The sequence below is a fragment of the Kribbella antiqua genome (assembly GCF_004345665.1).
Lineage (GTDB): Bacteria > Actinomycetota > Actinomycetes > Propionibacteriales > Kribbellaceae > Kribbella > Kribbella antiqua.
The window spans coordinates 394043-419987 of sequence record NZ_SLWR01000004.1 but is presented as its reverse complement, the minus strand read 5'-3'; the positions used below and the strand labels follow the sequence as shown (position 1 = coordinate 419987).

Below are 25945 nucleotides of genomic sequence, written 5' to 3'. Positions count from 1 at the left end.
AAGTAAGGGTCAGAATGGGGTGTGACCCATTACGACGTGGTGATTATCGGGACCGGCTCGGGGAACACGATCGTGAACCACCGGTTCGCGGACCGGAAGGTGGCGATCGTCGAGCGCGGCACGTTCGGCGGGACCTGCCTGAACGTCGGCTGCATCCCGACCAAGATGTTCGTGCACACCGCCGACCTCGCCGCCGTGCCGTCGACCAGTTCCCGGTACGGCGTCGACGAGCAGCTCCTCGGTGTCCGCTGGCCGGAGATCCGGGACCGCATCTTCGGCCGGATCGACCCGATCGCCGCGGCCGGCTCGGAGTACCGCCATCATCACGCCGACAACGCCAACGTCACCGTGTACGACGGCACCGGCCGCTTCACCGGCCCCAAGGAGCTGACCGTCAACGGCGAACAGCTCACCGCCGACCAGTTCGTGATCGCCGCCGGCAGCCGGCCGATCGTCCCCTTCATCCCAGGGCTCGAGGAGGCCGGCTTCCACACCTCCGACACGATCATGCGGCTGGAGAAGCTCCCGCGCCGGCTCGGCATCATCGGCAGCGGTTTCGTCGCCGCCGAGTTCGCCCACGTCTTCTCGTCGTACGGCGTCGAGGTCACGCTGATCGCACGGTCGGACCTGCTGCTCCGGCACGAGGACCACGACATCGCCACGCGCTTCACGGAGATTGCCCAGGGCAAGTACGACGTACGCCTCAACCACGACACGGTACGAGCGGTACGACGTGACGACGGCCCGATCGCACTCGAGACCCTGAGCCCGGACGGCCCGGACGAGGTGGTGGTCGACGAGGTCCTGGTCGCTGTCGGCCGCCGCCCGAACTCGGACACCATGGACCTCGACCGCACCGGCGTCGAGGTCGATGCCGAGGAACGCGTGATCGTCGACGAATACCAGCAGACCACGGTCGACGGGATCTACGCCCTCGGCGACGTCACCTCACCACAGCAGCTGAAGCACGTCGCCAATCACGAGGCGCGCGTGGTGAAGCACAACCTGCTCAACCCGGCCGAGCGGATCAAGTCCGACCACCGCTTCGTCCCGCACGCCGTCTTCAGCTCACCGCAGATCGCCGGGGTCGGCCTCTCCGAGGAGGAAGCCCGCGACCGCGGAATCCCTTATGTGGTGGGGATTCAGCAGTACGCCGATATCGCCTACGGCTGGGCGATGGAGGACACCACCGGGTTCGCCAAGGTCCTCGCCGACCCGGAGACGGGGCAGATCATCGGCTGTCACATCCTCGGCCCGCAGGCGTCGTCGGTGATCCAGCCGGTGATCCAGGCGATGAGTTTCGGTCTCGATGCCTACTCGATGGCGCGCAACCAGTTCTGGATCCACCCGGCGATGTCCGAGCTGATAGAAAACGCTCTTTTGAAGCTGAAACTACAGCCGAAAGGCTGAAATCACCTCAGCCATCGTCTCCAGGCCTTCCAACTGAGGCAGGCTGATCATCACCTCGGCCACGCCCGCCTCGGACAGCTCGCGGAACCGCCCGATCTGATCGTCGACCGTGCCTGCGTTGACCGAGGCGGCGTACCGCGCGGGGTTCTGATTGCGCGGACGGAGTCGCTCGACCAGCTCGTCGACGTGCCGATGATCCTTGCCTACCAGGGTTGTGGAGAGATGGGTCAGCTCGACGTCGCCGGACACGTACCCGGCCAGCTTGCGCACCTGGGCGACATCACCGAAAACGTTGACTGCGTCGGCGTACTTCGATGCCAGCCGCAACGTCCGTGGCCCACTGCCGCCGACGAGCACCGGCAAATGCTCCTGCAGTGGTCGCGGATAACAAGTGGTGTCCGGTACGTCGAGCACCGCGCCGCGGAACGGCTTGTTGCCTGGTCCCCATAAAACAGGCAGCAGTTGCAAAGCATCCGACAGCAACGCGTAGCGATCGTCAACCGGTGGAAAGGACCACCCGTAAGCCTTGTGCTCCGCCTCGAACCACGCGAGTCCGACCCCACACACCGCCCGCCCACCACTCAGTACGTCGAGGGTCGCCGCGATCTTCCCCAGATGCGCCACGTTCCGATAGGTGATCCCCGAGACCAGCGTCCCCAACCGCACCCGCGTCGTACACGCAGCCAGGTAGCCGAGCGTCGTCCAGCTCTCCAGGAAGTCCTCCCACGCCCGCCCCACCTGAGGAATCTGCCGGAAGTGGTCCATCACGTAGATAGCGTTGAACCCGGCCGCCTCCGCCCGCCCGGCGACCTCCCGGATCCACTCAGCCGTCGCCGCGCGCCCGCCCGGATGCGTATAGCTGCTCAACTGCAACCCGAACCGCAATCCCGTGGGCGCCTCCGCCTGCCGTACCGCTGCTGCTCCCGCATCCACAAACGCTTCCGGTACGACGCGAACCCCGCCAGGCTCGAGCACCTCGTCGTACCCCTCGAGCGGCAACTCCGTCTTCACCACAGCCCAGGACTTCAGCTGCGAGGTCAACGCATCGGCCGGGATCCGCTTCGAACGGCCCCGGTTTCGCCGACGGCACTCGGCCGCAGGTGTATCGAAACCCACCGCCACACAAGGCATCCCGGCGTCCCGGGCCAACCCCAGCCAGCGCAACCGCCGCTCCCGGTCGAGCCCGAGGGTATCGATCACTGTCGTCAACCGCCGCCCGATCCGCTGCCGGACCACTTCCTCCAGCAACGCGAACGCGTCGGCACTGGCCGCGATGTCATCCTCCCCAGCCCCCACCAGCGCCCGCAAACGATCACTGGACACGATCAGGTCCGCCGCGAATCGCTCCGCTGCCCAGGAGGACTTCCCGGAGGCACCAGGCCCGACCAGGATCACGACACACGGAGACGGCAGCTTGCGTTCGTCCATGAATCTCAGTTTCCACTGTCGATAGAGTTTTGGGATGCGATTGTTCGTGGCGGTGGTACCGCCGAGCGAGGTAGTGGAGGATCTGAGCGAGTTCGTGGAGCCGCGGCGGGCGCATCCGGATGAGGACATCCGGTGGGCCGCGGACGAGCACTGGCACATCACACTCGCGTTCCTGGGCGAGGTGCCGGAGTGGAAGACAGAGGAGCTGGGGGAGCGGCTGGAGCGGGCCGCGAAGCGGCAGAAGCCGTTCGAACTGCAACTGACCGGGGCAGGCGCGTTCCCGGGCGTCCCGGATGCGCGGGTGCTGTACACCGGGGTCCGCGACGACACCGACTCGCTCAAGCACCTGGCGATGACGACCCGGGCGGCAGCGAATCGCGCCGGCGTCATCGTGGAAGGTAGGAAATTCACCCCGCACGTCACCCTCGCCCGGTTGCGACGGCCGGTCGACGCGACCAGGTGGGTAAGGATTTTCGACACGTACGACGGTCCGGTCTGGACCGCTGGCACGCTGCGCCTGATCGAGTCCCGGCTCGGCCAGGGGCCTGGACACAGTGCGGCGTACGCCACAGTGGGCGAATGGGAATTCTTAGGTTAACCTCAGGAAGGTTAGCCGTACCTAACGCTGCTCTGGAGTTCCGCCATGCTCGCCAATTACCTGATCGGACTCCGGGAAGGCCTCGAGGCCTCGCTGGTTGTCAGCATCCTCGCCACCTTCCTGGTCAAGTCCGGGCATCGTGATCGGCTCAAACTGGTCTGGATCGGAGTCGGCGCGGCGCTGGGCGTGGCAGTGGCCGGCTGGGCGCTGCTGCAGTTCATCACCGCGCTGACGGCGAAATCGTTCGCTGCCCAGGAGACGATCGGCGGCGTGATGTCGATCCTCGCGGTCGGCTTCGTCACCTGGATGATCTTCTGGATGCGCAAGGCGTCCCGCAGCATCGCCAAGGAGCTGCGCGAGCGGATGGGCCAGGCGCTCGAGGTCGGCTCCCGCGCGGTCGTCATCCTGGCCTTCCTGGCCGTGTTCCGGGAGAGCATCGAAACCGCTTTCATCGTCTACGCGTCCGCCGCTACCGCGACCACGGCGACTCCGTTCGTCGGCGTACTGCTCGGTCTGGCCACCTCGGTGTTGCTGGGGATCGCGATCTACAAGGGCGCGGTCAAGATCAACCTGGCCGTCTTCTTCAAGTGGACCGGCGCGGTGCTGATCCTGGTCGCGGCCGGCATTTTCGCCTACGGCTTCCACGACCTGCAGGAGGCGAACATCCTGCCCGGCCTGCAAACGCTGGCCTTCGACATCTCGCACACCATCCCGCCGGACAGCTGGTACGGCGTACTGCTCAAAGGCATCTTCAATTTCAACCCCGCCCCGACCGTCATCGAGGCGGCCGCGTGGGTGGCATACCTCGTCCCCGTGCTGGTGCTCTACTTCCGCCCGATCAAGACCAGCACACCGCCACCCGCCGTACCGGCAACGACCGCTGAAGCGGCCTGATCTCATCTATCCGTCCAGGAGAACGCATGCTCACGACAGCGGCTAGTCACATGACCCGCCGGGTCACCGTCCTCGGTGCAGTACTGGGGCTCGCCACACTCACCGCCTGCGCCGACGACAAACCGGCCGCCACCGACGATGGCACCGGCCCGGTCACCGTCAAGGCGACCGACTCGGCCTGCGACCTGAGCCGCCGCGACGTGAAGTCCGGCACGAACACGTTTTCTGTCTCGAACGGCGGCAGCAAGGTCACCGAGTTCTACGTGTACGCCGACGGCGACCGGGTGATGGGTGAGGTCGAGAACATCGGCCCCGGCCTCAAGCGGGAGCTGATCGTGGAGCTGCCGACCGGCAAGTACCAGGCGGTCTGCAAGCCCGGCATGGTCGGCGACGGCATCCGTGGCGACCTGACCGTCTCCGGCGACGCGACCGCGCAGGCGGACGAGGACACCCTGCTCAAGCAGGCCACCGAGAGCTACCAGCGGTACGTGAACTCCCAGGCCGTCGCGCTGGAGCAGAAGACCACCGAGTTCGTCACCGCGGTGAAGGCCGGTGACGTCGCCAAGGCCAAGGCGCTGTTCCCGGTGTCGCGCACGTACTGGGAGCGGATCGAGCCGGTCGCGGAGTCGTTCGGCGACCTGGACCCGAAGATCGATGCCCGGATCAACGATGTCGAGCCCGGCACCGAGTGGACCGGTTACCACCGGATCGAGCAGGCGCTGTGGGAGAAGAACACCACTGCGGGCATGGCGAAGTACGCCGATCAGCTGCTGACCGACGTGAGGATGGTGGTGGCGAAGGCGAAGGTCGTGACGCTCAACCCGCTGCAGCTCGCGAACGGCGCCAAGGAACTGCTCGACGAGGTCGCGACCGGCAAGGTCACCGGCGAGGAGGACCGCTACTCGCACACCGACCTGTGGGACTTCGAGGCCAACGTCGAGGGTTCGCAGGCCGCGATCCAGGCGCTCCGCCCGGCCCTGCAGAAGCGGGACGCGGCGCTGGTCACCACGCTGGACACCAACTTCAAGGCAGTCTTCGCCGCCCTGGACAAGTACCGCGAGGGCGACGGCTTCAAGCCCTACACCGCGACCGAGGCCGAGAAGAAGCAGCTCAGCCAGGTCGTCGACGGGCTGGCCGAACCGGTCAGCAAGGTCGCCGGAGTGATTGCGAAGAAATGAGCGAGCACAAAGGAATCTCCCGCCGCGGTCTCTTCGGAGCCGCCGGCGCCGCCGTGGCCACGGGCGTCGCTGGGTACGCCGCTCACTCGGTGCTCTCCGGCGAGGAGGTGCAGGCGGCCGACAACACCGGGCCGGTTGAGTTCCACGGTCGGCACCAGGCAGGCATCGTTACACCGGCTCAGGACCGGCTGCACTTCGCTGCCTTCGACGTCACCACCACGAAGCGGGACGAACTGATCTCGCTGCTGAAGGAATGGACCGCCGCGGCCGCGCTGCTCACGGCCGGTCGCGACATCGGCCAATACGGCGCGGTGAACGGCCCGGGCGAGGCTCCGCCAGAGGACACCGGCGAAGCGGTCGGTCTGCCGCCGGCCCGGCTCACGCTGACCATCGGCTTCGGGCCCAGCCTCTTCGACAAGCGGTTCGGCCTCGCCGCTAAGCGTCCTGCGGCTTTGGTCGATCTGCCGCACTTCATCGGTGACGACCTCGATCCGGAGCGCTCCGGCGGCGACATCGCCGTACAGGCGTGCTCCGACGACCCGCAGGTCGCCGTACACGCGATCCGGAACCTGGCCAGGATCGGCTTCGGTACGGTCGCCGTTCGCTACTCCCAGCTGGGATTCGGGCGTACGTCGTCCACGTCGAAGGCGCAGACGACACCGCGGAACCTCTTCGGTTTCAAGGACGGCACGAACAACCTGAAGCTGGAGGACACCGCCAAACTCGAGCAGCAGCTCTGGGTGCAGCAGGCAGACGGGCCGGACTGGATGGTCGGCGGCTCCTACCTGGTGTCCCGGCGGATCCGGATGAACATCGAGATCTGGGATCGTACGTCGCTCGGCGAACAGGAGTCGATCATCGGCCGGGGCAAGGGCACCGGCGCGCCGCTGGGCAAGGCGGACGAGTTCGACGCGATCGACTTCACCGCCAAGAAGTCCGACGGTACGCCGAAGGTCCCGATGGACTCACATGTCCGGCTGGCGCATCCCGACTTCAACAAGGGTGCCGAGCTGCTCCGCCGCGGCTACAACTTCGTCGACGGATCGGACGGTCTCGGCCGGCTCGACGCGGGCCTGTTCTTCCTTGCCTACCAACGGGATCCGCGCAAGCAGTTCATCCCCGTCCAGCAGCAGCTGTCGCGGTCCGACGCGTTGAACGAGTACATCGTCCACGTCGGCTCCGGCATCTTCGCCTGCCCAGGCGGCGTCACCCCCGGCGGCTACTGGGGCGACAAACTCTTCGCGTAACTCCTTGCGTCCGAAGAAGTGTGGGTTATAGCCCTCGCTTCTTCGGACGCAACGTCGTACGGCTACTTCACAGCGCCGGCCGTGACGCCCGCGACGAAGTGGCGCTGAGCCAGCAGGAAGCCAATGACCACAGGGATGCTGACGACCAGGGCGGCCGCCATGATCTGGTTCCAGTAAACGTTGGTCTGGGTTGAGTACTGGCGCAGTCCGACGGACAGCGTGCGGTTGGCTTCGGTCGTCATCACCGACGCGAAGAGCACTTCACCCCAGGCGGTCATGAACGAGTAGATCGCGACCGCGATGACACCTGGCCGGGCGGCCGGCAGTACGACGCGGCCGAGCGCGCCCATCGGGCCGCAGCCGTCGACCAGCGCGGCCTCGTCCAGCTCGCGCGGGATGCTGTCGAAGTACCCGGCCAGCATCCAGATCGAGAACGGCAGGCTGAAGGTCAGATATGTGATGATCAGGCCGAGCCGCGTCCCGACCAGCTGCACGCCGATCGAGTTGTTGATGTTCACGAAGATCAGGAACAGCGGCAGCAGGAACAGCACGCCGGGGAACATCTGCGTCGACAGTACGGTCGTGGTGAACACCGTCCGGCCGCGGAAACGGAACCGCGACACCGCGAACGCGGCCAAGATCGCGATTGCCACCGAGAAAACGGTTGCTACCACCGAGACGATCGTACTGTTCACGAAGTACCTTGCCAGCGGCACCGTTTTCCACATGTCCACGAACGGCGCGAGCGTCAGGTTCGACGGCCACCAGGTGAACGCACCCTGCACGTCCTTCAGCGGCTTGAGCGACGACGTCGCCATCACGTAGAGCGGGATCAGCACGAACAGGCCGAGGACGAACAGCACCACGGCCCGGTAGATCTTGAAGCCCCTGGTCTCACGCACGACGCGACCTCCTTCCGGTGACGAACAGGTAGATGCCGGTGACGATCATCAGGAAGATCAACAGCAGCACAGACATCGCCGCACCGGTGCCGAAGTTCCAGGTCAGGAACGACGCGTTGTAGATGTGGAAGGTGATCAGGTCACCCGCCGGCGGCTGCGCCGTACCGAAGAGAACGTACGGCGTGTTGAAGTCGCTGAACGTCCACAGGAACAACACCAACACCAGCACGAGGTTCACCGGCCGCAGCGACGGCAGCGTGATGTTGCGCCACTGCCTGATGTTGCCGGCGCCATCTACCGACGCGGCCTCGTAGAGATCGCGCGGAATGCTTTGCAGACCGGCCATCAGGGTGAGGAAAGCGAACGTCCACAGCTTCCACGTCGCGACCACGATCAGCGAGGTCAACGCGTTCCCGCCGATCAGCCAGAACGGCCGGTTCGACGTGAGGCCCAGGTTGTCGACCAGGACATGGTTAACGAAACCTGTGTCGCGCTGGAGCATGAAGTTCCAGGTCAGGATCCCGGCGTACGCCGGCAACGCGTACGGCACCAGGAACAGCGTCCGCACGATGCTCCGACCGCGGAATGTCGGCTGCAGCGCAACCGCCGCGGCCATACCGAGGATCCAGGACGCAGCAACCGTTATCAGCGAGAAGGCGATGGTGACGCCGAAGGACTTCAGTAGCCCTTCACCGACGGCGTTGTCGAAATCGATCGCCACCTTGTAGTTGCCGAGCCCGGCCCAGGGCGCGGCGGACCAGTTCGCGATGAAGAACTTGGTCAGTTTCACGAAGCTCATCCAGATCCCGACCAGCATCGGGATGATGTGGATGAGCAGTTCCAGCAGCACTGCCGGAGCCAGCAGCAGATAGGGGAGCCACCGGCTCAAACCGGGCCGATGCTCCGGAGCCCGCTTGCGCTTGGCGGGCTCGGCTGCCGCGGGCGCGTCTTGTGTGGCGACGGACATCCTGGTGTCGCCTCCTGTCTTCGGATCGCGGTTGTCGGCTGACGTGGCTCGGTGGCCTGGGACACTGGGTCCCAGGCCACCGGAGTTGGATCAGCTGCTCGCGGCCACTTGATCCTCAGCGGTCTTCAGTGCCGCCTTCACGTCGTCGGCGGTCACCGTCCCGCCGGTCGCGATCTTGGCGAACATCGCGTTCATCGCCTTGCCGACGGTGCTCTCGAACTGGTCCTCGGCCGGCACCAGCGGCAGCGGCTTCGACTTGGTGTTGTAGATGTCGGAGAACGTCGCGGCCTCTTCAGCGTTGTCGGTGAAGACCGGCTTGGCGTCCTTGAGTACCGGCAGCGACGCGAACGGCTTGCCCAGCGTGGTCTGGGTGCCTTCGTCCGTCATGTACTTGACGAACTTCAGCGCCGCGTCCTTGTGCTTGGTGTTCTTGAAGACCGACAGGTTGATGCCGGCCACGTGGCTGGCGGTCTGGTTGGCCGCGCCCTGCGGTGCGGGGAACGGCACCACGCCGTACTCGCTGCTCTTCATGCCGTTGGCAACGATCGAGGAGTCGGCGTTGTTCTGGTTGATGATCATGGCCACCTTCTTGGTGGCGAAATCGTTCACCGACTTGGTGCCGTTGTCGTACTGCGCGTTCGACGGGTTGGCGACCTTGTCCTTCTGCATCAGGTCGAGGTACCGCAGCACGCCCTGCACGTTGCCGTCACCGGTGAAGGTCGGCTTGCCGTCCTTGTCGAACCAGTCGGCGCCGTTCTGCGCGGCGTTGATGAAAGCGAAGTGAACGTTTTCCGTGTAGCTGCCGGCCGCGATCGCCATCCCGTACTGCTTCTTCGCCGGGACGGTCAGCTTCTGCGCCGCGGCGACCATCTCTTCCCAGGTCTTCGGCGGCTGCACGCCGGCCGCGGCGAACATCGCCTTGTTGTAGTACAGGCCGTAGGCCAGACCGTAGAGCGGGACGGACGTCGGGTCGGTGCCCTCCTTGCCGCCGGTCGCCAGGGCCGTCGGCACGAACTTGTCCTTGCCACCGATCGCGGTCATCGCGTCGTTGTCGAACGGCAGGAACGCGTCGGTTGCCTGCAGCGACGCGGCCCAGGTGTTGCCGATGTTGACCACGTCCGGCGCCTGACCCGAGGTGATCGCGGTCTGGATCCGGGTCTGCAGGTCGTTCCAGCCGATCACCTCGAGGTTGACCTTGATCCCGGTCTCCTGGGTGAACTTGTTCAGGACCGGGGTCAGCACCTCCTTGTCGTTGTCCAGGCTGGTGCCCTGGTTGCTGGCCCAGTAGGTCAGCGTCTGATCTCCCCCTGAGCTGTCGCCGGAGGAATCGCCCGAGTCGCTGCCACCGCAGGCGGCCAGGCTGATTCCCAGGGCGGTCACCGCTGCTGCGGCTACAAGCGAACGCAGTCTCACGTCGGACTCCCTCGTCCCGTCGAGCCCCCGCGGACCTGCGGAGGCGGATCGGCCCCATACTGACCTAACCGGTTAAGTTTCGAAACCCTAACCGGTTCAGTTGGCCATGCTTCGTTACGGCCTCGTGACTCAACCAACCTTCACCGGATGCGGACTGCGCTCAACCCAACACGCTCCGAATCCGCCCGATTTCGTAGAGTCTTAACGCACGCCGTCATCGCACCAACCGACCTCGTGCCTGCCGCCGGCCGCCGCGTAGGCGCCATCTCGGGGGATACCCCACGAAATGGTGGGTTGCCCCCTGCAATTCCGAGGGGGCAAGGGGCAACCTGAGGGGGCAACCCGACCAGTCAGCCCGGCGCGAGCGGGACCGGAGGACTCGCGGACTCCCAGCTCACCGGCCTCACCACCCCCGAGCGAACCGCCTCGCCACCCCCGAGCGAAGCGAGGTGCTTGTCAGTTTTTGGGGGCCGGGCCCGACGACTCTCGGACTCTCAGCTCGCCTGCGGGTGCTTCTTCGTGGAGGTCGGGCTCGCCACCGGCGACGCGGAGGAGCAGATCCGCCGCGGCCCGGCCGCGCTCCATCGTCTTCTGGTCGACCGCGGTGATCCCCGGCCCAGCCAGCTCGCACAGCGGCGAGTCGTCCCACGCGAGGATCGACACCTCGTCCGGCACCTTCGTCCCCAGCTCCGTCGCCACCCGCAGCGCGGCCAGCGCCATCAGGTCGTTGCCGAGCACAATCGCCGTCGGCGGATTCGGGTCGGTCAGAAGGCGCCGCGTCAGTTCCGCGCCGTCGTCGTACCGGTAACTGCCCTCGACATGCCGTACGGCGATGCCCCGCCGGTCGGCGTACTCCTGCAGCATCCGCACCCGCAACTGCTCGTGGACGAACGTGAACGGCCCACTGATGTGCGCGATGTCGCGATGCCCGAGCTCGGCCAGGTGGTCGAGCAGCAGCGCGACCGTCTCGATCGGTGAACTGATCAACCGCCCGACCTCGTCGTCCGGGTCGTTCGAGCTGACGACCACGACCGGCACTCCGAGCTCCTTGAGCAACGGGATCCGCGGATCGTCGTCGTGCTCGTCGAACAGGATGAACCCGTCGACCCGCCCCTGCCTGGACCATCGCCGCAGTACGTCGAGATCCTCGCCGTGCTCACCGGTCAGCCGGAGCAGCAGCGAGGAGTCGACCTCGTTCAGGTATTGCTCGATGCCAACCAGCGTGCGCATGTAGAACGCTTCGGTCGAGATCAGCGCGGGATCACGAGCGATAACGATGCCTATCGTGCGGGTCCGGCTGGCCGAGAGCGCGACGGCGGCGGAGTTCGGATGGAAACCGAGTTCCTCTGCCAAGTCGAGCACTCGTTGCCTGGTCTCCTCGCTGACGCCGGCGCGGCCGTTCAGGGCGTAGGAAACGGATGCCTTGGAGATGTGCAGCCGGCGCGCGAGATCGCTGATGGTGACCCGCCGGCGCCCGCCGCTGCCCGCTGGACCGTCTTCGGCGCTCTCGCCACCGGCGTTCCCGCCGCCGGCTCTGTCGCCGCCGGACCTTTCGTCGTCCGCCAAGGATCCGGGTGTCGTCATGTCTGCCTGGTACCCCGCACAGGCGAGAGGGTAGCAGCGAGTTTTCGGGGGTAGCGTGGGCTCCCATGGTTGGATAGCGTTTTCCCATGACGTTTGGTGAGCCGTTGAGACTGGATTTCCTGCCCTGGGAGTACGCGCGCACAGCTTCCGAAGAGGACCGTGAACGCCAAGCCGAACGGCAGGCGCGCCTCGGCGGGTCGCTGTCGCTGGCAAGCGATGTCTATGTCGCGGAGTCGGCGGCGGTGTACTGCGATGAGCTCACGATGGGGGAGCGGTCTTACATCGCGGCGCACGCCTACGTCACCGGGCACATCTCGCTGGGTGCGGACTCGACCATCAATCCGTTCTGCGTCGTGCGCGGCAGGGTCACGATCGGCGACGGGGTGCGGATCGGTGCGCACACCTCGCTACTCGCGTTCAACCACGGCACCGCCCCAGGCCGCCCGATCTTCCAGCAGCCGCACACGGCCCTCGGCATCACCATCGGCGACGACGTCTGGATCGGCTCCAACGTCACCATCCTCGACGGCATCACCATCGGCCCCCACTCGATCATCGGCGCCGGCGCCGTCGTCACCAAGAACGTCCCCGCCAACACCATCGCCGCAGGCAACCCCGCCCGAGTCCGCCGCTCCCGCGACCCCTCCACGCAGTCCACCCCCAGTTCCTCCGGGGACTTGGGGGAGAAGCTGGCTGCGTTTGCCGCCAGAGCGCGAGGACAAGCTGATGAGGTGCTGCAAAGGTGCTGGGATGGGGAGCGGTTTGTGGATCGGCCGGGGCTTGATCACAAGCCGGCGACCCGGCCGTGGTGTGACGCCGTCGAGATCGCCGACCTCCTGCTACGCCGTACGCCGGACGGACATACCCGCGACGACCTGGTCCGCCGGCTCCGTGCCCGGCAGGACCCGGAGACCGGGCTGGTCTCACCAGGAGACCTCGCCGACGCCGGCCTCGATGCACCCGCAACCGACAAACTGTCCGTCCTCGAAGGTCCGGCGAGCTACCACATTCTCTGCGCCGGCTACGCCCTCCAGCTCCTCGACAGTTGCTTCGAGCATCCAATCAAGACCGACTTCGCGCCCGGCGAACTCGAACGCCAGCTAGACAACTTGCCCTGGGCAAGGAACGCCTGGAGTGCCGGTGCCGGAATCGATGCCCTCGGCACCGCTCTGGCCCGAAACCTCAAGGATCACAGCGAATCCGGCCCCTTGACCACGCTGATGGGCTGGCTCACGCTCCGCGCAGATCCGGCAACCGGTGCGTGGGGGCAACCACATCCGGACGACGGCTGGCTGCAGGTAGTCAACGGTTTCTACCGGCTGACCCGCGGCACCTACGCCCAGTTCGGCCTCCCGCTGCCGTATCCCGAGGCCGCCGTCAAAACAGTGCTTGCCCACAGCAACGACCGCAAGACATTCAGTGGCGACGGCTACAACGCCTGCAACGTCCTGGATGTCATCCACCCGCTCTGGCTGGCGGCCAAGCAGACCGACTACGGACGCCAAGACGCCACCCGCTGGGCAGAGGACCAGCTGACCCGCATCCTCGACCGCTGGGTCGACGGCGCCGGCTTCGCCTTCGCACCCGACGGCACCGACGACCGCTCGGTCCCCGGCCTGCAAGGCACCGAGATGTGGCTGGCCATCATCTGGCTGCTCGCGGACTACCTGGGCCTCTCCAACACCCTCGCCTACCGCCCCCGCGGCGTACACCGCCCCGAACCACTACTGCGGATCTAAGAACCACCCCGAAGCGCCGACTTCGTGGCGAGGCGTCCGACGTAGTGGTCGATGAAGATCCGCGACGACAGCTCCAGCCGTCTCGATCGTCACCGCGACGTCGGAGGTGAGCCCTTCCCGGCCCCGCACCGGCGCCGCGTGCACGAGCAGCCACTCCCCGGACATACTCCGCAGCCGCCCCTGTCCGGCAACTACCCCCTGCCCTGACTCCTCGCCAACGGGGGTCCACTAGCCTGAGCCAGTGGACCCCCGCACCCGCCGGCTCGTGACCTCACTGGTGTTGGCAGCACTCGTAGCCATGGTCGTCATCGCCGCCCTCGTCCGCTGACCCAGGTACGACTAACGTTCTGGCGCATGACCACCACCTCCAGCACGCGGTCGCCGTACTTGCTGCGAGCGGGCCTGGTCCGCAACGTGCGGTCGGCCGAGCACCTGACGACCTTCGTGGTGTCGGGTGTGGCGACCGTCCTGATCACTCGCCTGATCCTGGGGCTGAGCGGCTATCCCCAGATCGGTGGCAAGGGTCTGCACATCGCGCACGTCCTCCCCGGCGGCCTGCTGATGCTGATCGCGATCTTCCTGCTGCTCGGGTACGTCGGACCCGTCGTACGGCCCGCTGCGGCAACGGTCGGCGGAGTCGGCTTCGGGCTGTTCATCGACGAGGTCGGCAAGTTCGTCACGTCGGACAACAACTACTTCTACCAACCGACCGCGGCCATCGTGTACGTCGTCTTCGTGCTGATCGTGCTGGGCACACGGTTCGTCACCACCCGGCGGCCGATCGATCCGCGCGAGCAGTTGGCCAACGTGGTCGACCACGCGGTCGAGGGCGTCGCTGGCGGGCTGTCGCGTCGCCGGTTGGCCCAGGCGTCCGAACAGCTGCGCCAGGTCGGCCCAGAGGTCGACGGTCGGCGCGAGACGCGTGACCTGCTGGCGGCGTGCCCGGCGGACGAGGTGGAGCTGGCCGCGCCGGTGGATGCTGCGTGGCAGGTCGTACAGCGCGGGTTTGACCGCCTGGCGACGCATCCACTCGCACCTCGCGTCGCTGTAGGCGTACTGGTGATTCAGGCGATCGGTGCGCCGGCCATCGCGGCCGGCATCCGTTGGGACGACGGGCTGTTCACGGACTTCCCAGTGCTCGGCGTGGCCGCCGGGAGCTTGCTGTCGGCCACCTTCACACTGCGCGGTGGACTGCAACTGCGGAAGGCGAATAGGGCGCGTGCGGTTCGGCTGTTCGAACTGGCGGTGCTGGTGTCGCTGCTGGTCACGCAGGTGTTCCAGTTCGCCGGGACGCAGTTCGCGGCCGTGGGCGGGATGATGCTGGACCTGGTGCTGCTGGGGCTGCTCAGCGCCGAACGGGACCGGATGCGCCGCAAGGAGACCCAGACGAGGACCGCTAAGACGTGGGGACTGCCGCCGGATCCAAGTCTTCCGCCGTTCCCGGAGGATCCGTCAGACCCGGTTTAGTCTTCCAGCTCTCCTGACGCCCGATCAGCAGCGGTGACATCGTCGCGACGAGGTAGACCGCGCCTGCGGCGAGCAGTGCGGGTGCCAGGCCGATGCCGGCGATCGCAGCGCCCGCAGCGACACCTCCCAGCGGTACGCCGGTCCAGCAGACGGCATCGGCGAGCGAGTTGACCCGGCCGAGCATGTGTGGCGGGATCCGCTCGATGAACAGTGCACCCAGGATCGGGTTGAGGAAGCCGGCTCCGATGCCACCGACGGCGTACACGGCCATCAGCGTCCACACCGGCGCGTCGAACGCCATCACGGCGAACCGCGGTGCCCCACAGATCAGGAAACCGAGGGTGAAGACCAGCTTGCGCGGGATCCGCTCACCGACCGCGGCAGCGACCAGCGCGAACACAGTCGACGTCAGCCCGAACGACGTGAGGATCAAGCTGGTGTGGCCTGGTCCGAACCCGTGCTCCTTGATCCACACCGGCAGCAGTACGGCGGCAATGGCGGCGTCGAGCAGATTGGTCACCGCGATCATGAGCACTAGCGGCATCATCAGCCTGTCCCTGCGAAGGAACCGCCAGCCGTCCAGCAGCCGCTGCCGGTAGCGGTCCTGCTCGTCATGGTGCGGCTGTCTGCGGCCGGCGGGCACCCAGCGGTAGATCAGTACGGCGCAGATCGCGAACGAGGCCGCGTCGATCCAGAGCGCGTTGACCTCGCCGACCAGGGCGATGAGCCCGCCGGCCACCCCGAACGCGATGAAGCTGGCCAGGCGTTCCGTCGTACTCTCCAAGCCCGTAACACGTTCCAGCGGGACCTTGGCGGCCTGTGCGATGTCGGGGATCAGCGTCCCCTTGGCTGCGTCACCCGGCCCACGTAACGCTCCCGCTGCCGCGACGAGTGCGAGCAGCATCGGGAACGACAGCACGTGGAGTGTGTGCAGCAGAGGTACGAGCGCGACCACACCGGTACTGGCGGCATCCGCCGTCACGCTGATCCGCCGGGCCCCGATGCGATCGATCAGCGGCCCACCCATCGCCTTCGACAACACCAGCGGCGCCATCTCCGCCAGCGCTACCACTCCGGTCTTGAACGGCGACCCTGTCGTCATCAACACGAACCAGGGGATCGCGATCGCGCTGACCCGAGTGCCACACACCGACACCACGTTGGCTACCAAGAACGCCACCAACGGCCCACGGCGTACGTTCGCTCCCGGTGCGACTTCCCCGGCTGCCCGCGCGGCTTCCGTCGTACGGGCGCTCACCGGGTTTCCCGTGGATAGGCCTGGATCTGGACGGTGACCTGCTTGGCGCCCTCGGGGAGCGGAGCGGTGAGATCCGGCGTCCTGTACTTCTCGAAGACCGCAACGATCTCCTCCATCATCGACTGCAGCTGCTCAGGCCGCAGGTGGAAGAAGTAGTCCGCGAGCAGGCTGGCCTCTCGCCACTCCGGCGCCAGCGTCTCCATCGAGTCGATGAAGCCGAACATGTTCTCGGCGTATGTCTGGCCGATCCCGTGCAGGAAGCCCATTGCCAGCTCAGGCTCCGCCTCGATCAGCTTCGACTTGTCGAAGTCCGTGCCCTGGTGCGCCGACTTCCACCACCGGTCCCGCGCGTTGCCACGGGTGTCGTCTTCGAGCACCAAGCCCGCATCGGCGAGCTGCCGCAGGTGGTAGCTGGTGGCGCCGGTGTTCACTCCGAGGCGCTCAGCCAGCGTGGTCGCCGTCTGCGGCCCGTAGACCCGCAGCAGGCCGAGCATCCGATTCCGCATGGGATGCGCCAACGCCCGCAGCGACTCCGTATCCAGCCGCACGGTCCGCCCGTCGTCGCCCGCTGCCGGCTGTACGTCTTGGGGGTTCTGCTCGGTCATGTCATCGAGCGTAGAACTGCAAAGACGGTTTGCAAAGTAATTTTGCAAACTATCTTTGCGGTCGGTGTCCACAGCTCGCGGATTGCCGGTCGAGGCGGGGTGAGATCGCGGCATCTTCTCTGGTGAGAACAGGGACCGGACGCGGCCGCGGTGGCCGGGCGGCCCGAACCACGAAACGGAGAGAAGGACCATGCTGCGAGTGATGCTCGACGAAGCCGACTACTGCGACGTCCCGGCCGATCTGATGACGTTCGACGAGGGTGCGGTGGTGTTCTGGCGAGAGGGCGAAGAAGTCGGCCGGCACCGCCAGGCCCGGATCCGCTCCCTGGAGCTGCTGGCCACCCGCTCGATGACCCGCAGGATCCAGGCCGCCCGCAAGAACCACCCAAACGCGTTCCGTCTCTGGACCTCAGAGGAGGAGGAAACCCTGACCGAGCTCTACCGCAGCGGCGCCACCAAGGACCAACTCGTCGAGGCCCTGGGCCGCCAGGAAGGCGGCATCGCCACCCGCCTCCGCTCCCTCGGCCTCCTCAAAGAAGACGAGAAACTCGAATGACGCCGCCTATGCCGGTCACCACCCTCGACCCCGCACGCGGGCGTGCGCTTGATGGCGTCGGGCGAGACCGTTTTGTGATCGGGCGGAGCGGTCGGCGACAATGGCGCGATGCAGGCAGAGGTGGATCCGGAGCGTCCTACCGGCGAGCCAGGCCCCGGCTCCGGCGGTGGATCCGGTGTCGGGTCCGGCGCGCGGGAGGTTATCCGCGCGACCTTGCTGGACACAGCGGGCCTGGTCCGCGCGCTCGCGTCCGGTCGCCGGCGCGGTATGGAGCAGCCGCACTACCAGCGGGTCGAGCTGCGGTATGTCGACCTGAAGGGCTCCGACCGTACGCCGCTGCGTCACCTCCAGATCACCGAGTACGACGAACGCCAGGCGCACACCCGCAACGTCGCCGGAGCGGATCTGGAGAAGGCGGTCGACGAGCTGCTGGATCTGCCGTACGGGACCTGGCACGTCGAGACGACGGCCGAGACCCTGCGACTGCGCTACACCAAGAAGGGCAAGGAACTGCTGCACCGGCAGGAGGACAGCCGGGAGCAGGAAACCACCCACGACAGGGTGAAGCAGCGCGTGCTCGACCCGGCCGCGCCGTTCCTGATCGAGCTAGGCATCAGCGACCACCTCGGCCGGGTGAAGCCGTCGCGGCAGGCCAAGTACAAGCAGATCGAGGAGTTCTGCAAGCTGCTCGCGCCGGCCCTGGACGAGGCGTTCGCGGCAGGCCGGATCGCGACCGGCCGGCCGCTGCAGGTCGTGGACCTCGGCTGCGGCAACGCGTACCTGACCTTGGCGGCGTATCACCTGCTCACCGCGGCCGGTCACGACGTACGGATGACTGGTGTGGACCACAATCCGGCGGCGCGAAAGCGGAACACCCAGGTGGTGGCAGCGCTCGGCTGGCAGGACCACCTGCGATTCGTCGACGCGACCATCCAGGACGCGGAGCTCGACCTACGTCCGGACGTCGTACTGGCGCTGCACGCGTGCGACACCGCCACCGACGACGCGCTCGCTCGGGCGGTTCGCTGGGAGGCTCCGCTGGTGCTCGCCGCGCCGTGTTGTCATCACGACATCCAAAAGCAGCTGAAGAGCGTCTCACCACCGGCGCCGTATGCGCTGATGACGCGATATGGCATCGTTCGTGAGCGGTTCGCCGACGTCCTGACGGATACGTTGCGGGCGGCGGTACTGCGACAGGTCGGATACCGAGTGGAGGTCGTGCAGTTCGTGGACAGTCAGCACACCCCGCGAAACCTCCTGCTCCGGGCCGCCCGCACCGGCGCCAAGCCCACCCCCGACCTCGAGTCCGAGTACCGAACCCTCATCACGGACTGGCAGGTTAACCCGCGGCTGGCCCAGCTGCTCCTGACGGACCGACCAGAGGTGGTCTCTTGAGGCTCCGCACGGCTCTCGCCCTGACCGCCGCGACGCTGTTCAGCCTGTCGGGCACCGCGATCCAGGCCGGCGCGGCCACCCGCGCCCCCCAGTCAGCCGCCGGCTCGGCTGCCGCCTCGGCGCAGACCGCGGCGCTGCTGCCGGCGGCCGACCCCACACCGGTGGCCAAGAAGAAGCTGTTCACGATTCGCGACGAGCGGCTGCAGGAATCGTCGGGGCTGGCGAAGAGCCAGAAATACGAGGGCATCTACTGGACGATGAACGACTCCGGCGACACGGCCCGGGTGTTCGCCATCGACACCACCGGCAAAGTGAAGGCGGAGCTCAGGTTCAAGGCGGAGGTCCGCGACGTCGAGGCGATCGCCGTGGACCGCGACGGCACGATCTACATCGCCGACATCGGCGACAACAAGGCCAACCGGGACCAGATCGAGATCTACACGATCCCCGAGCCGGACGCGCTGGAGGACGCCGAGAACGTCCGCTACCACCGGTACGACTTCGAGTACCCGGACGGAGCGCACGACGCCGAGACCCTGCTGGTCGAGCCCGGTACGAACCAGCTCTACATCGTCACCAAGGCCGAGAAGGGCGTCGGCGGAATCTATGCCGCACCGCCGGACCCGTCCCGCCAGGGCACGAACGAACTCACCAAGCTCGCCCCGGCCCCGACCGGCACCTTCACCGACGGCACCTTCCTCCCGGACGGTCAGCGCGTCGTACTGCGGACTTACACCGGCCTGGCCACCGTCCGGTGGGGCGAGAAGCCGAACGTGATCGCGCGGGCAACGGTGTCGGCCGACCAGGGTGAATCGGTCGCCGTCGGTCCGTCCGGTTCCGGTGACACGGTCCTTGTCGGCAGCGAGGGTTCCAACTCGGCTGTCTACCAGGTCGCGGTCCCCGCACCGAAGTCCGGCGCGCAACCGTCCGCGAGCACAACCCCCAAGGCGTCCACCGCCGACGACTCGGGCGACACCAGCAAGAGCCACAACCTTCGCTGGATCCTGATCGGCGCCGCCGTCTTCGCCTTCATCATCACGATCATCACCTTCCCCCCAGGCCGCCGCGAACGCCTCGATCGGATGGCCGAAAACGCCCGCCTGACTGGCCAATCCCCACCGACGCCTCACCGCCGCCCTTAGCCAAAGAACCAGCCGCCGACCCATCCTTCGGGCCGGCGGCTGTACGTCGTACTGGAGAAACCTCAGCAGCTCACTTCAGCCGCTCGACGACGTAGTCGATCGCCTGGGTGAGCTTCTCCACGTCGTCCGGGTCGACCGACGGGAACATCGCGACTCGCAGCTGGTTGCGGCCCAGCTTCCGGTACGGCTCGGTGTCGACGATCCCGTTCGCGCGCAGCGTCTTCGCGACCGCCGCGGCGTCGATCGAGTCGTCCAAGTCGACGGTGCCGATGACCAGCGAGCGGGCTTCCGGGTCCTCGACGTACGGCGTGGCGTATTCGGACTTCTCGGCCCAGGTGTACAGCCGGGTGCTCGAGTCGGTCGTCCGCGCGACGCTCCACTCCAACCCGCCCTGGTTGTTGATCCAGTCGGTCTGCTCCGCCATCAGGAACAGCGTGGCCAGCGACGGCGTGTTGTACGTCTGGTGCTTGCTCGAGTTGTCCACCGCGGTCGCCAGATCCAGGAACGCCGGGATCCACCGGCCGCTCGCGGTGATCTCCTCGACCCGAGCCAGCGCGGCCGGGCTCATCACAGCGATCCACAGGCCGCCGTCGGAGGCGAAGCACTTCTGCGGCGCGAAGTAGTAGACGTCGACCTCGTTGATGTCGACCGGGAGGCCGCCCGCGCCGGAGGTGGCGTCGATCGCGACCAGCGCACCCTCGTCCGCGCCATCGACCCGCTTGATCGGCGCCATGACACCGGTGGAGGTCTCGTTGTGCGGCCAGGCGTACAGGTCGACGCCGGCCTCGGCAACCGCGACCGGACGCGTACCCGGGTCGGACTTGACGATGCTCGGCTCGCCCAGGTGCGGCGCGAGCTGCGCAGCCTTCGCGAACTTCGAGGAGAACTCACCGAAGCTGAGGTGCTGGCTCTTCTCCCGGATCAGCCCGAACGTCGCGACGTCCCAGAACGCGGTCGATCCGCCGTTACCGAGCACCACCTGGTAGCCGTCGGGCAACTGGAACAGGTCCGCGACGCCCTGCTGCACCCGCGCCACCAGGTTCTTCACCGGCGCCTGGCGGTGCGACGTACCGAGCAGCTTGGCGCCCTCAGTGGCAAGCGCGGCAACGGCTTCGGGCCGCACCTTCGACGGACCAGCACCAAACCGGCCGTCAACAGGCTTGAGCTCTGCAGGAATCTGGACTGTGTCGTTCTGATTGGCGCTGGTCACCAGCGGTGTCCCTTCGTCGTCTGGCATTCCCTAGGCCGACGACGCTGTCAGCGCACCCCATGATCCCACACCGCCAACAGTCCCCGTCCCCGGGTCTCACCCCATCCTCCCGAACCCAACCCCCCACCCATCAACCACCCCACCCCCACGCACAACGGGCAGCCTGTGTGGGGGTGGGGCTGCGTGGTTACTCGTGTTTGCGGGTGACGGTGTGGGTGCCGGTCATGAGGGCTACGGGGCCGTCCGGGCCGTCGGTCCATTCGCCGCAGGCGCCGCCGCCCTCGGCGACTTCCAGTTCGAGCGGAGTGCCGTCCATGCGGAGGGCCGGGTGGTAGTACTGCGCCACCCGCTCCGCCTCGCCCTCGATGTAGTGGCCGATCAGGGCGCGCCGGAAGCGGTCGGTGGTGACGTTCGGCGCGCTGCCGTGCACGAGAGCACCGTGGAAAAACAGCACGTCGCCGGGCTCCATCTCGACCGGGACGGCGGCATCCGGGTCAGGCAGCGGCACAGTGATGTCCGTGAAGCTGATCTTCGTGTCGGCCTTCTCAGTGCAGAGAATAGGCCAACGGTGGCTCCCAGGTACGACCTCGAGGCACCCGTTCGCCTTGTCGACGCGGTCGAGCGCCATCCACGCGGCGACGCACGTCCCGGGCTCTGCCTTCAGGTAGAAGTTGTCCTGGTGCAGCGCCTGGCCCCGGGACCCCGGCGGCTTGAAGTACAGCATCGTCTGGACCGCGTACGGCGACCTGCCGAGCAGCCCGGTCATCACCTGATCCAACCGGTCGTCGATCAGCCAGCGCAGCGAGGTGTCGTCCCACCGGTGCATCTGCGCCATCCGCGGGTACCGCCGCAGCGGATCGCGGCTGGTCGCTTCGTGCCCGGAAAAGTCATGCGGGTCCGCACCGCGCTGCCGCAGCTCCATGTAGTGGTCCCGCAGCCGCTCGACCTCTTCCGCCCCGAACAGCCCGCGCACCAGCGTGTACCCCGCGCTGTCGAACTCTTCCTTGTACGCCGAAGCCCGCTGCTCCTCGGCCTTGTACGAAACGCTCATCCACAACTCCCGCAGTAGATCGGATCACGGTGTCCGGAAAGGCCTATCCTGGCCCCGACACTGCAATTGTCCGAGCCGACGACTCTGCTCAGCCACGGAAGATCGACGCAAGGAGTTGAACTATTGACGCATCCTGTGGCCGCCGGTGAACCACTGACTCTCCGTCTGCTGTCGGCGCCGACGTTCTGGCGGTGCGAGCCCAGCTGGTCGTGGGCGTCGCGGCCGCTGCCGGACCACCTGCTCTGGTGTGTGCTGGACGGGCGGGGTCGGCTGGAGCTCGACGGCGAGGAGCAAGATCTCCACCCCGGCATCTGTGCCGTCTTCGCCCCCGGCGACGCCCCCACCGCCAGCCACGACCCACGCCGGCGCCTACTCGTCTTCGGCATGCACTTCGACGTCGAAGAATCCAACCCCGAAAGGTCCGGCCCCGAAAGGTCAGCCGTCGAAAGGTCCGGGGCCGAAAGGTCGGCCGTCGAAGGGTCTGGGGTCGAAGGTTCTGGGGTCGAAGGTTCTGGGGTTGGCGGGCCGGGAGCTGGGGTGGTGCCGGCGCCTCGGTGGGGGGAGGTGATGGACCGGGAGTTGCTGGGGGTGCTGGCGCGTACGAGCGATGCGTCGTACCGGAGGCAGGATGCGCTCGGACGGCGTCAGGCTGAGCTGTGTCTGGAGCAGCTGCTGGGGATGATCTGGGACGCCGTGTATAACCCTGGCCGGAACGCGACCGATGGTGCCGTCGACGAGGTCGCACGGCTGATCCGCCAGGACCCGGGGCACGACTGGACCGTGGGGGAGATGGCTCGCCGGGCCGCGCTCTCCAGGGCCCAGTTCACCCGCCGCTTCGTCGCCCAGCTCGGCATGTCGCCGGCGCAGTACCTCATCCAGTCCAGGATCGACCGCGCCCACCAGTTGCTCACTGAAACCGGCATGACGGTCACCCAGACCGCCGCTGCCCTCGGCTACACGGACGTCCCGTACTTCAGCCGCCAGTACAAACAACGCACCGGCCGCACCCCAAGCCAAGACCGCTAAAGCACCCGCCGCGCCCCGAGCCAGGCCGCCAAGTTCAACCGGCGTGGGCCGGATGAGCTGCGAGGAGGCCCCAGACCCAGGTGGCGTTTGGGTTCGCGCAGCGGGAGAGGCTAGGCACGCCAGCGGGTGAGCACCTCGTCCAGTTGCTCGCGGATCTGGTCACGCGCGTCCTGACGACCAACGCCAGCCATCAGGAGTTCGTCGTACGACGTGTCCTCGTGTCGGATGGACGCGACCACCGCAAGTGTGACGGCGTTCTCCTCGAGAGCCCGGCCGGCCGCCGATCGGCCGACCCGTCCGCTACTGCGCGTCCCGGCATGCTCCGCGATTGCCTGCGCACGCGAGGCCGGACAGGCAGGGAACAGGCGCACAATCTCCGCCGCCAGTCGCCGCTGGAAGTCGACGTCCTCGAGTGCGCGCCGCTCCCGTGACCGTTCACGCTGCCGGGCGCGGATGTCCTCGTCCGCGAGGCACTGCTCCTCGGCCAACTCCAGTGCGGGTTGTTCGACCAGGACGCCCTGGCGTTCGTAGCGCTTTCGCGCCCGGCTCCACCGGACCACGACCGCCGACAACATGCTCGCCTTCCGAGCACGCCGCGTCAGCGCGGTGTTGCCCGACGGCAGGAAGACGAGGTGATCGAGATCCGCGCAGTGGAGGCAAAGCGGCGCCTCGTTCTCCAGCCGCATCAGATCTGCCTCGGTCGTCCCGCAGTCCGCGCAGGTGAATTCCTTGACCGGCGAGATCACCAGTAAGTCGCCCGGCTTCATGTCCAACAACCTCACATCTGAAGCTCACGCCCAGGCTGGGTTCCAGCCTTCTATCGAGGTAGCGGGCCGGGTGGCGGGGCCGGAGTAGATGGCGGAGGGGCGGATGAGGCGGCCGGTGCGCTTCTGCTCGAGTACGTGCGCACTCCACCCGGCTGTCCGCGCGCAGGTGAACATCGACGTGAACATCGGCGGCGGTACCTCCGCGAAGTCCAGCACGATCGCGGCCCAGAACTCCACGTTCGTCTCCAGCACCCGGTCCGGACGACGCTCGCGCAGTTCGGTGAGCGCGGCCTGCTCCAGTGCCTCAGCGACCTCGTAGCGCGGTGCGTTGAGCTCACGCGCCGTACGGCGAAGCACTCGGGCTCGAGGGTCCTCCGCCCGGTACACGCGGTGGCCGAAGCCCATCAGCCGTTCGCCGGCATCCAGCAGGCCCTTCACGTAGGCACGCGCATCACCAGAGCGCTCCACGCCCTCGATCATCGTCAGTACGCGCGCCGGCGCACCACCGTGCAGCGGCCCCGACATCGCCCCCACCGCGCCGGACAGCGCAGCAGCGACGTCAGCACCGGTCGACGCGATCACTCGGGCCGTGAAGGTCGAGGCGTTCATGCCGTGCTCGGCCGCGGAGGTCCAGTACGCGTCGACCGCCTTGACGTGCTTGGGGTCCGGCTCGCCACGCCAGCGGATCATGAACCGCTCGGTGATCGTCTTCGCCTTGTCCACCTCGCGTTGCGGGACCATTGGTTGCCCGATGCCCCGAGCCGCCTGAGCGACGTACGACAGTGCCATCACCGCCGCGCGAGAGAGGTCCTCCCGCGCCTGTACGTCGTCGATGTCGTAGAGCGGCCGCAGTCCCCAGGCGGGTGCGAGCATCGCCAGCGCGGACTGCACGTCCACGCGCACGTCACCGGTGTGGACCGGCAGCGGGAACGGCTCGGCCGGCGGCAGACCGGGAGTGAAGGCACCGTCGACGAGCAGGCCCCAGACGTTCTCGAACGGCACCCGGCCGACCAGGTCCTCGATGTCCACGCCGCGGTATCGCAGCGCCGAACCTTCCTTGTCCGGCTCGGCGATCTGCGTGTCGAACGCGACCACGCCTTCCAGCCCGTGCTGCACCTCGGTCCTCGGATCTGACATGCGACTCCCTCGTCCTCGTGTTCGGCGCACCCAGCCCCACCAGCGCCCGGCGCGCCGTTAGGCGCTCAGGCAGCATAGTTCTCCCCGACGACCCCCGGACAGATCTGTGACCCGGTCGGCAGGTCGCGGCCGACAGCCCGCGACGCATCACGGCAGGCAACGGCAGTTGGGTCCAGGAAACGAGGGTGGCTCTTACCGTGGCGGCTGTTGCTGACCTGGGTAACCGCCGGCTGATTGCTGGCCCGGCTGGTGCTGGCCCGGCTGAGTCTGACCTGGCTGGGGCTGTCCGGCGTGGGGCTGTCCTGGGTGGTAGCCGCCTTGCTGTTGCTGGACCGGGTAGCTGCCCGGCTGCTGGCTGGGATGCAGGGGTTGTTGCTGCTGGCCCGGGTAGCCGCCCCACTGCTGGGGTTGCTGCCCCGGGTACGTCGGGTTGTAGCCGCCGTCCTGTAGCCGGCCGCCCAACTGGTTGACGACCTTGGCGTCCGAGACCCAGCGCCCGATGCCGCCGACGAGGAAGATCGCGCCCATGAACATCACCGAGCCGTCGAGCAGCAAGTACGGCAGGAACCTGGAGCCGGGCAACGTGAACACCTTGATCAGATCGCGCGTGTCACCCAGCGGCAGAAGCTGGAAGGCCAGACCGGCGAGCGTCATCAGCGCGCCCGCGCCGACCATGACACCGGCGCCGATCCGCCGTGGGGCCATCACCAGACCTGTGATGACAGCGAGACCGAGCAGCAGCGCGAACCACTGCACACCGTTGGTGAGGGCGCTGTCGAACGTGACCTGGCGAGTGGCGGCCAGCCGGTAGGCGGCGTACGACCCCAAGACGATGTCGACGTAACCGAGCAGGATCCCGAGCACGAGGCCCAGGCCGGGAATGGGCTTGGCGGGCATGCCGACGAGCGTAAACCTCCAACCGGTCACCACCACCGGCCACACGGCGCGCCGCAATCCCGGGCCGAAACCCA

Annotated in this window: 23 protein-coding genes; 11 read left to right on the top strand and 12 right to left on the bottom strand. The window is 67.2% G+C overall.

Features of this window, described 5'->3' with window-relative positions:
- The first annotated feature begins 21 nt into the window (after positions 1–21).
- Positions 22–1410 (top strand): mycothione reductase, encoded by a 1389-nt coding sequence (locus EV646_RS14610; RefSeq protein ID WP_132148624.1) that lies wholly within the window; start codon positions 22–24, stop codon positions 1408–1410.
- Here EV646_RS14610 and EV646_RS14605 read toward each other — a convergent pair.
- Positions 1393–2838 carry an LLM class flavin-dependent oxidoreductase gene (locus tag EV646_RS14605; RefSeq protein ID WP_132148622.1) on the bottom strand — a complete coding sequence of 482 codons (1446 nt, stop codon included), beginning with the start codon at positions 2836–2838 and terminating at the stop codon, positions 1393–1395. The genes EV646_RS14610 and EV646_RS14605 overlap by 18 nt on opposite strands.
- A gap of 34 nt (positions 2839–2872) precedes the next feature.
- Here EV646_RS14605 and thpR point away from each other — a divergent pair, with 34 nt between their 5' ends.
- From thpR to efeB, 4 genes are read left to right on the top strand one after another with little or no spacing between them, the layout of a single operon-like run.
- Positions 2873–3436 (top strand): RNA 2',3'-cyclic phosphodiesterase, encoded by a 564-nt coding sequence (thpR, locus tag EV646_RS14600; RefSeq protein WP_132148620.1) that lies wholly within the window; start codon positions 2873–2875, stop codon positions 3434–3436.
- Between the two features lie 45 nt (positions 3437–3481).
- Positions 3482–4330 carry an iron uptake transporter permease EfeU gene (gene efeU / locus EV646_RS14595; RefSeq protein WP_132148618.1) on the top strand — a complete coding sequence of 283 codons (849 nt, stop codon included), beginning with the start codon at positions 3482–3484 and terminating at the stop codon, positions 4328–4330.
- A gap of 26 nt (positions 4331–4356) precedes the next feature.
- Positions 4357–5508: an iron uptake system protein EfeO gene (gene efeO / locus EV646_RS14590; RefSeq protein ID WP_199236975.1), complete on the top strand. Its 1152-nt coding sequence runs from the start codon at positions 4357–4359 to the stop codon at positions 5506–5508.
- Positions 5505–6755, top strand: coding sequence for an iron uptake transporter deferrochelatase/peroxidase subunit (gene efeB, locus EV646_RS14585; RefSeq protein WP_132148616.1), 1251 nt, complete (start codon positions 5505–5507; stop codon positions 6753–6755). Before efeO ends, efeB begins: the two co-directional genes overlap by 4 nt.
- Before the next feature lie 62 nt (positions 6756–6817).
- On the opposite strand, the gene EV646_RS14580 is transcribed toward efeB, so the two are convergent.
- From EV646_RS14580 to EV646_RS14565, 4 genes are all read right to left on the bottom strand, one after another.
- Entirely contained in the window at positions 6818–7657 is an 840-nt protein-coding gene (locus tag EV646_RS14580; protein WP_132148614.1) for a carbohydrate ABC transporter permease, read from the bottom strand.
- Positions 7650–8624, bottom strand: a complete 975-nt coding sequence (locus EV646_RS14575) for a carbohydrate ABC transporter permease (RefSeq protein WP_132148612.1) — start codon at positions 8622–8624, stop codon at positions 7650–7652. Before EV646_RS14575 ends, EV646_RS14580 begins: the two co-directional genes overlap by 8 nt.
- A gap of 90 nt (positions 8625–8714) precedes the next feature.
- Positions 8715–10037, bottom strand: coding sequence for an ABC transporter substrate-binding protein (locus tag EV646_RS14570; protein ID WP_132148610.1), 1323 nt, complete (start codon positions 10035–10037; stop codon positions 8715–8717).
- A gap of 456 nt (positions 10038–10493) precedes the next feature.
- On the bottom strand, positions 10494–11621 hold the full coding sequence (locus EV646_RS14565) for a LacI family DNA-binding transcriptional regulator (protein ID WP_132148608.1): 1128 nt from the start codon (positions 11619–11621) through the stop codon (positions 10494–10496).
- Positions 11622–11707: 86 nt separating this feature from the next.
- Here EV646_RS14565 and EV646_RS14560 point away from each other — a divergent pair, with 86 nt between their 5' ends.
- Together EV646_RS14560 and EV646_RS14555 are read left to right on the top strand one after the other, a co-directional pair.
- Complete coding sequence (locus tag EV646_RS14560; RefSeq protein WP_132148606.1) at positions 11708–13360, top strand: acyltransferase; 1653 nt, start codon at positions 11708–11710, stop codon at positions 13358–13360.
- 354 nt (positions 13361–13714) lie between these two features.
- Positions 13715–14827, top strand: coding sequence for a hypothetical protein (locus tag EV646_RS14555; protein ID WP_132148604.1), 1113 nt, complete (start codon positions 13715–13717; stop codon positions 14825–14827).
- Here the strand turns inward: EV646_RS14555 and EV646_RS14550 are convergent.
- Positions 14757–16085: an MFS transporter gene (locus EV646_RS14550; RefSeq protein ID WP_132148602.1), complete on the bottom strand. Its 1329-nt coding sequence runs from the start codon at positions 16083–16085 to the stop codon at positions 14757–14759. The genes EV646_RS14555 and EV646_RS14550 overlap by 71 nt on opposite strands.
- Positions 16082–16690, bottom strand: coding sequence for an ArsR/SmtB family transcription factor (locus EV646_RS14545; protein ID WP_158290960.1), 609 nt, complete (start codon positions 16688–16690; stop codon positions 16082–16084). Before EV646_RS14545 ends, EV646_RS14550 begins: the two co-directional genes overlap by 4 nt.
- A gap of 190 nt (positions 16691–16880) precedes the next feature.
- Here EV646_RS14545 and EV646_RS14540 point away from each other — a divergent pair, with 190 nt between their 5' ends.
- From EV646_RS14540 to EV646_RS14530, 3 genes are all read left to right on the top strand, one after another.
- Complete coding sequence (locus tag EV646_RS14540) at positions 16881–17246, top strand: hypothetical protein (protein WP_132148598.1); 366 nt, start codon at positions 16881–16883, stop codon at positions 17244–17246.
- 108 nt (positions 17247–17354) lie between these two features.
- Complete coding sequence (locus EV646_RS14535; RefSeq protein WP_132148596.1) at positions 17355–18641, top strand: class I SAM-dependent methyltransferase; 1287 nt, start codon at positions 17355–17357, stop codon at positions 18639–18641.
- A complete protein-coding gene (locus EV646_RS14530) occupies positions 18638–19783 on the top strand; it encodes an esterase-like activity of phytase family protein (protein WP_132148594.1) in 1146 nt (381 codons plus the stop codon). Before EV646_RS14535 ends, EV646_RS14530 begins: the two co-directional genes overlap by 4 nt.
- A 70-nt stretch (positions 19784–19853) precedes the next feature.
- Here the strand turns inward: EV646_RS14530 and serC are convergent, their stop codons facing one another.
- Positions 19854–21020, bottom strand: a complete 1167-nt coding sequence (gene serC, locus EV646_RS14525; RefSeq protein ID WP_132148592.1) for a phosphoserine transaminase — start codon at positions 21018–21020, stop codon at positions 19854–19856.
- Between the two features lie 160 nt (positions 21021–21180).
- Entirely contained in the window at positions 21181–22044 is an 864-nt protein-coding gene (locus tag EV646_RS14520) for a phytanoyl-CoA dioxygenase family protein (protein WP_132148590.1), read from the bottom strand.
- A gap of 123 nt (positions 22045–22167) precedes the next feature.
- On the opposite strand from EV646_RS14520, the gene EV646_RS14515 reads away from it, so the two are divergent.
- Positions 22168–23070 (top strand): AraC family transcriptional regulator, encoded by a 903-nt coding sequence (locus EV646_RS14515; protein WP_241995950.1) that lies wholly within the window; start codon positions 22168–22170, stop codon positions 23068–23070.
- A gap of 110 nt (positions 23071–23180) precedes the next feature.
- Here the strand turns inward: EV646_RS14515 and EV646_RS14510 are convergent, their stop codons facing one another.
- The 3 genes from EV646_RS14510 to EV646_RS14500 form a co-directional block, all read right to left on the bottom strand.
- A complete protein-coding gene (locus tag EV646_RS14510) occupies positions 23181–23837 on the bottom strand; it encodes a DUF2293 domain-containing protein (protein ID WP_132148588.1) in 657 nt (218 codons plus the stop codon).
- Between the two features lie 24 nt (positions 23838–23861).
- Positions 23862–24974, bottom strand: a complete 1113-nt coding sequence (locus EV646_RS14505; RefSeq protein ID WP_132148586.1) for a citrate synthase 2 — start codon at positions 24972–24974, stop codon at positions 23862–23864.
- A 192-nt stretch (positions 24975–25166) separates the two neighbouring features.
- Positions 25167–25871, bottom strand: coding sequence for a hypothetical protein (locus EV646_RS14500; protein ID WP_132148584.1), 705 nt, complete (start codon positions 25869–25871; stop codon positions 25167–25169).
- Positions 25872–25945 lie beyond the last annotated feature (74 nt).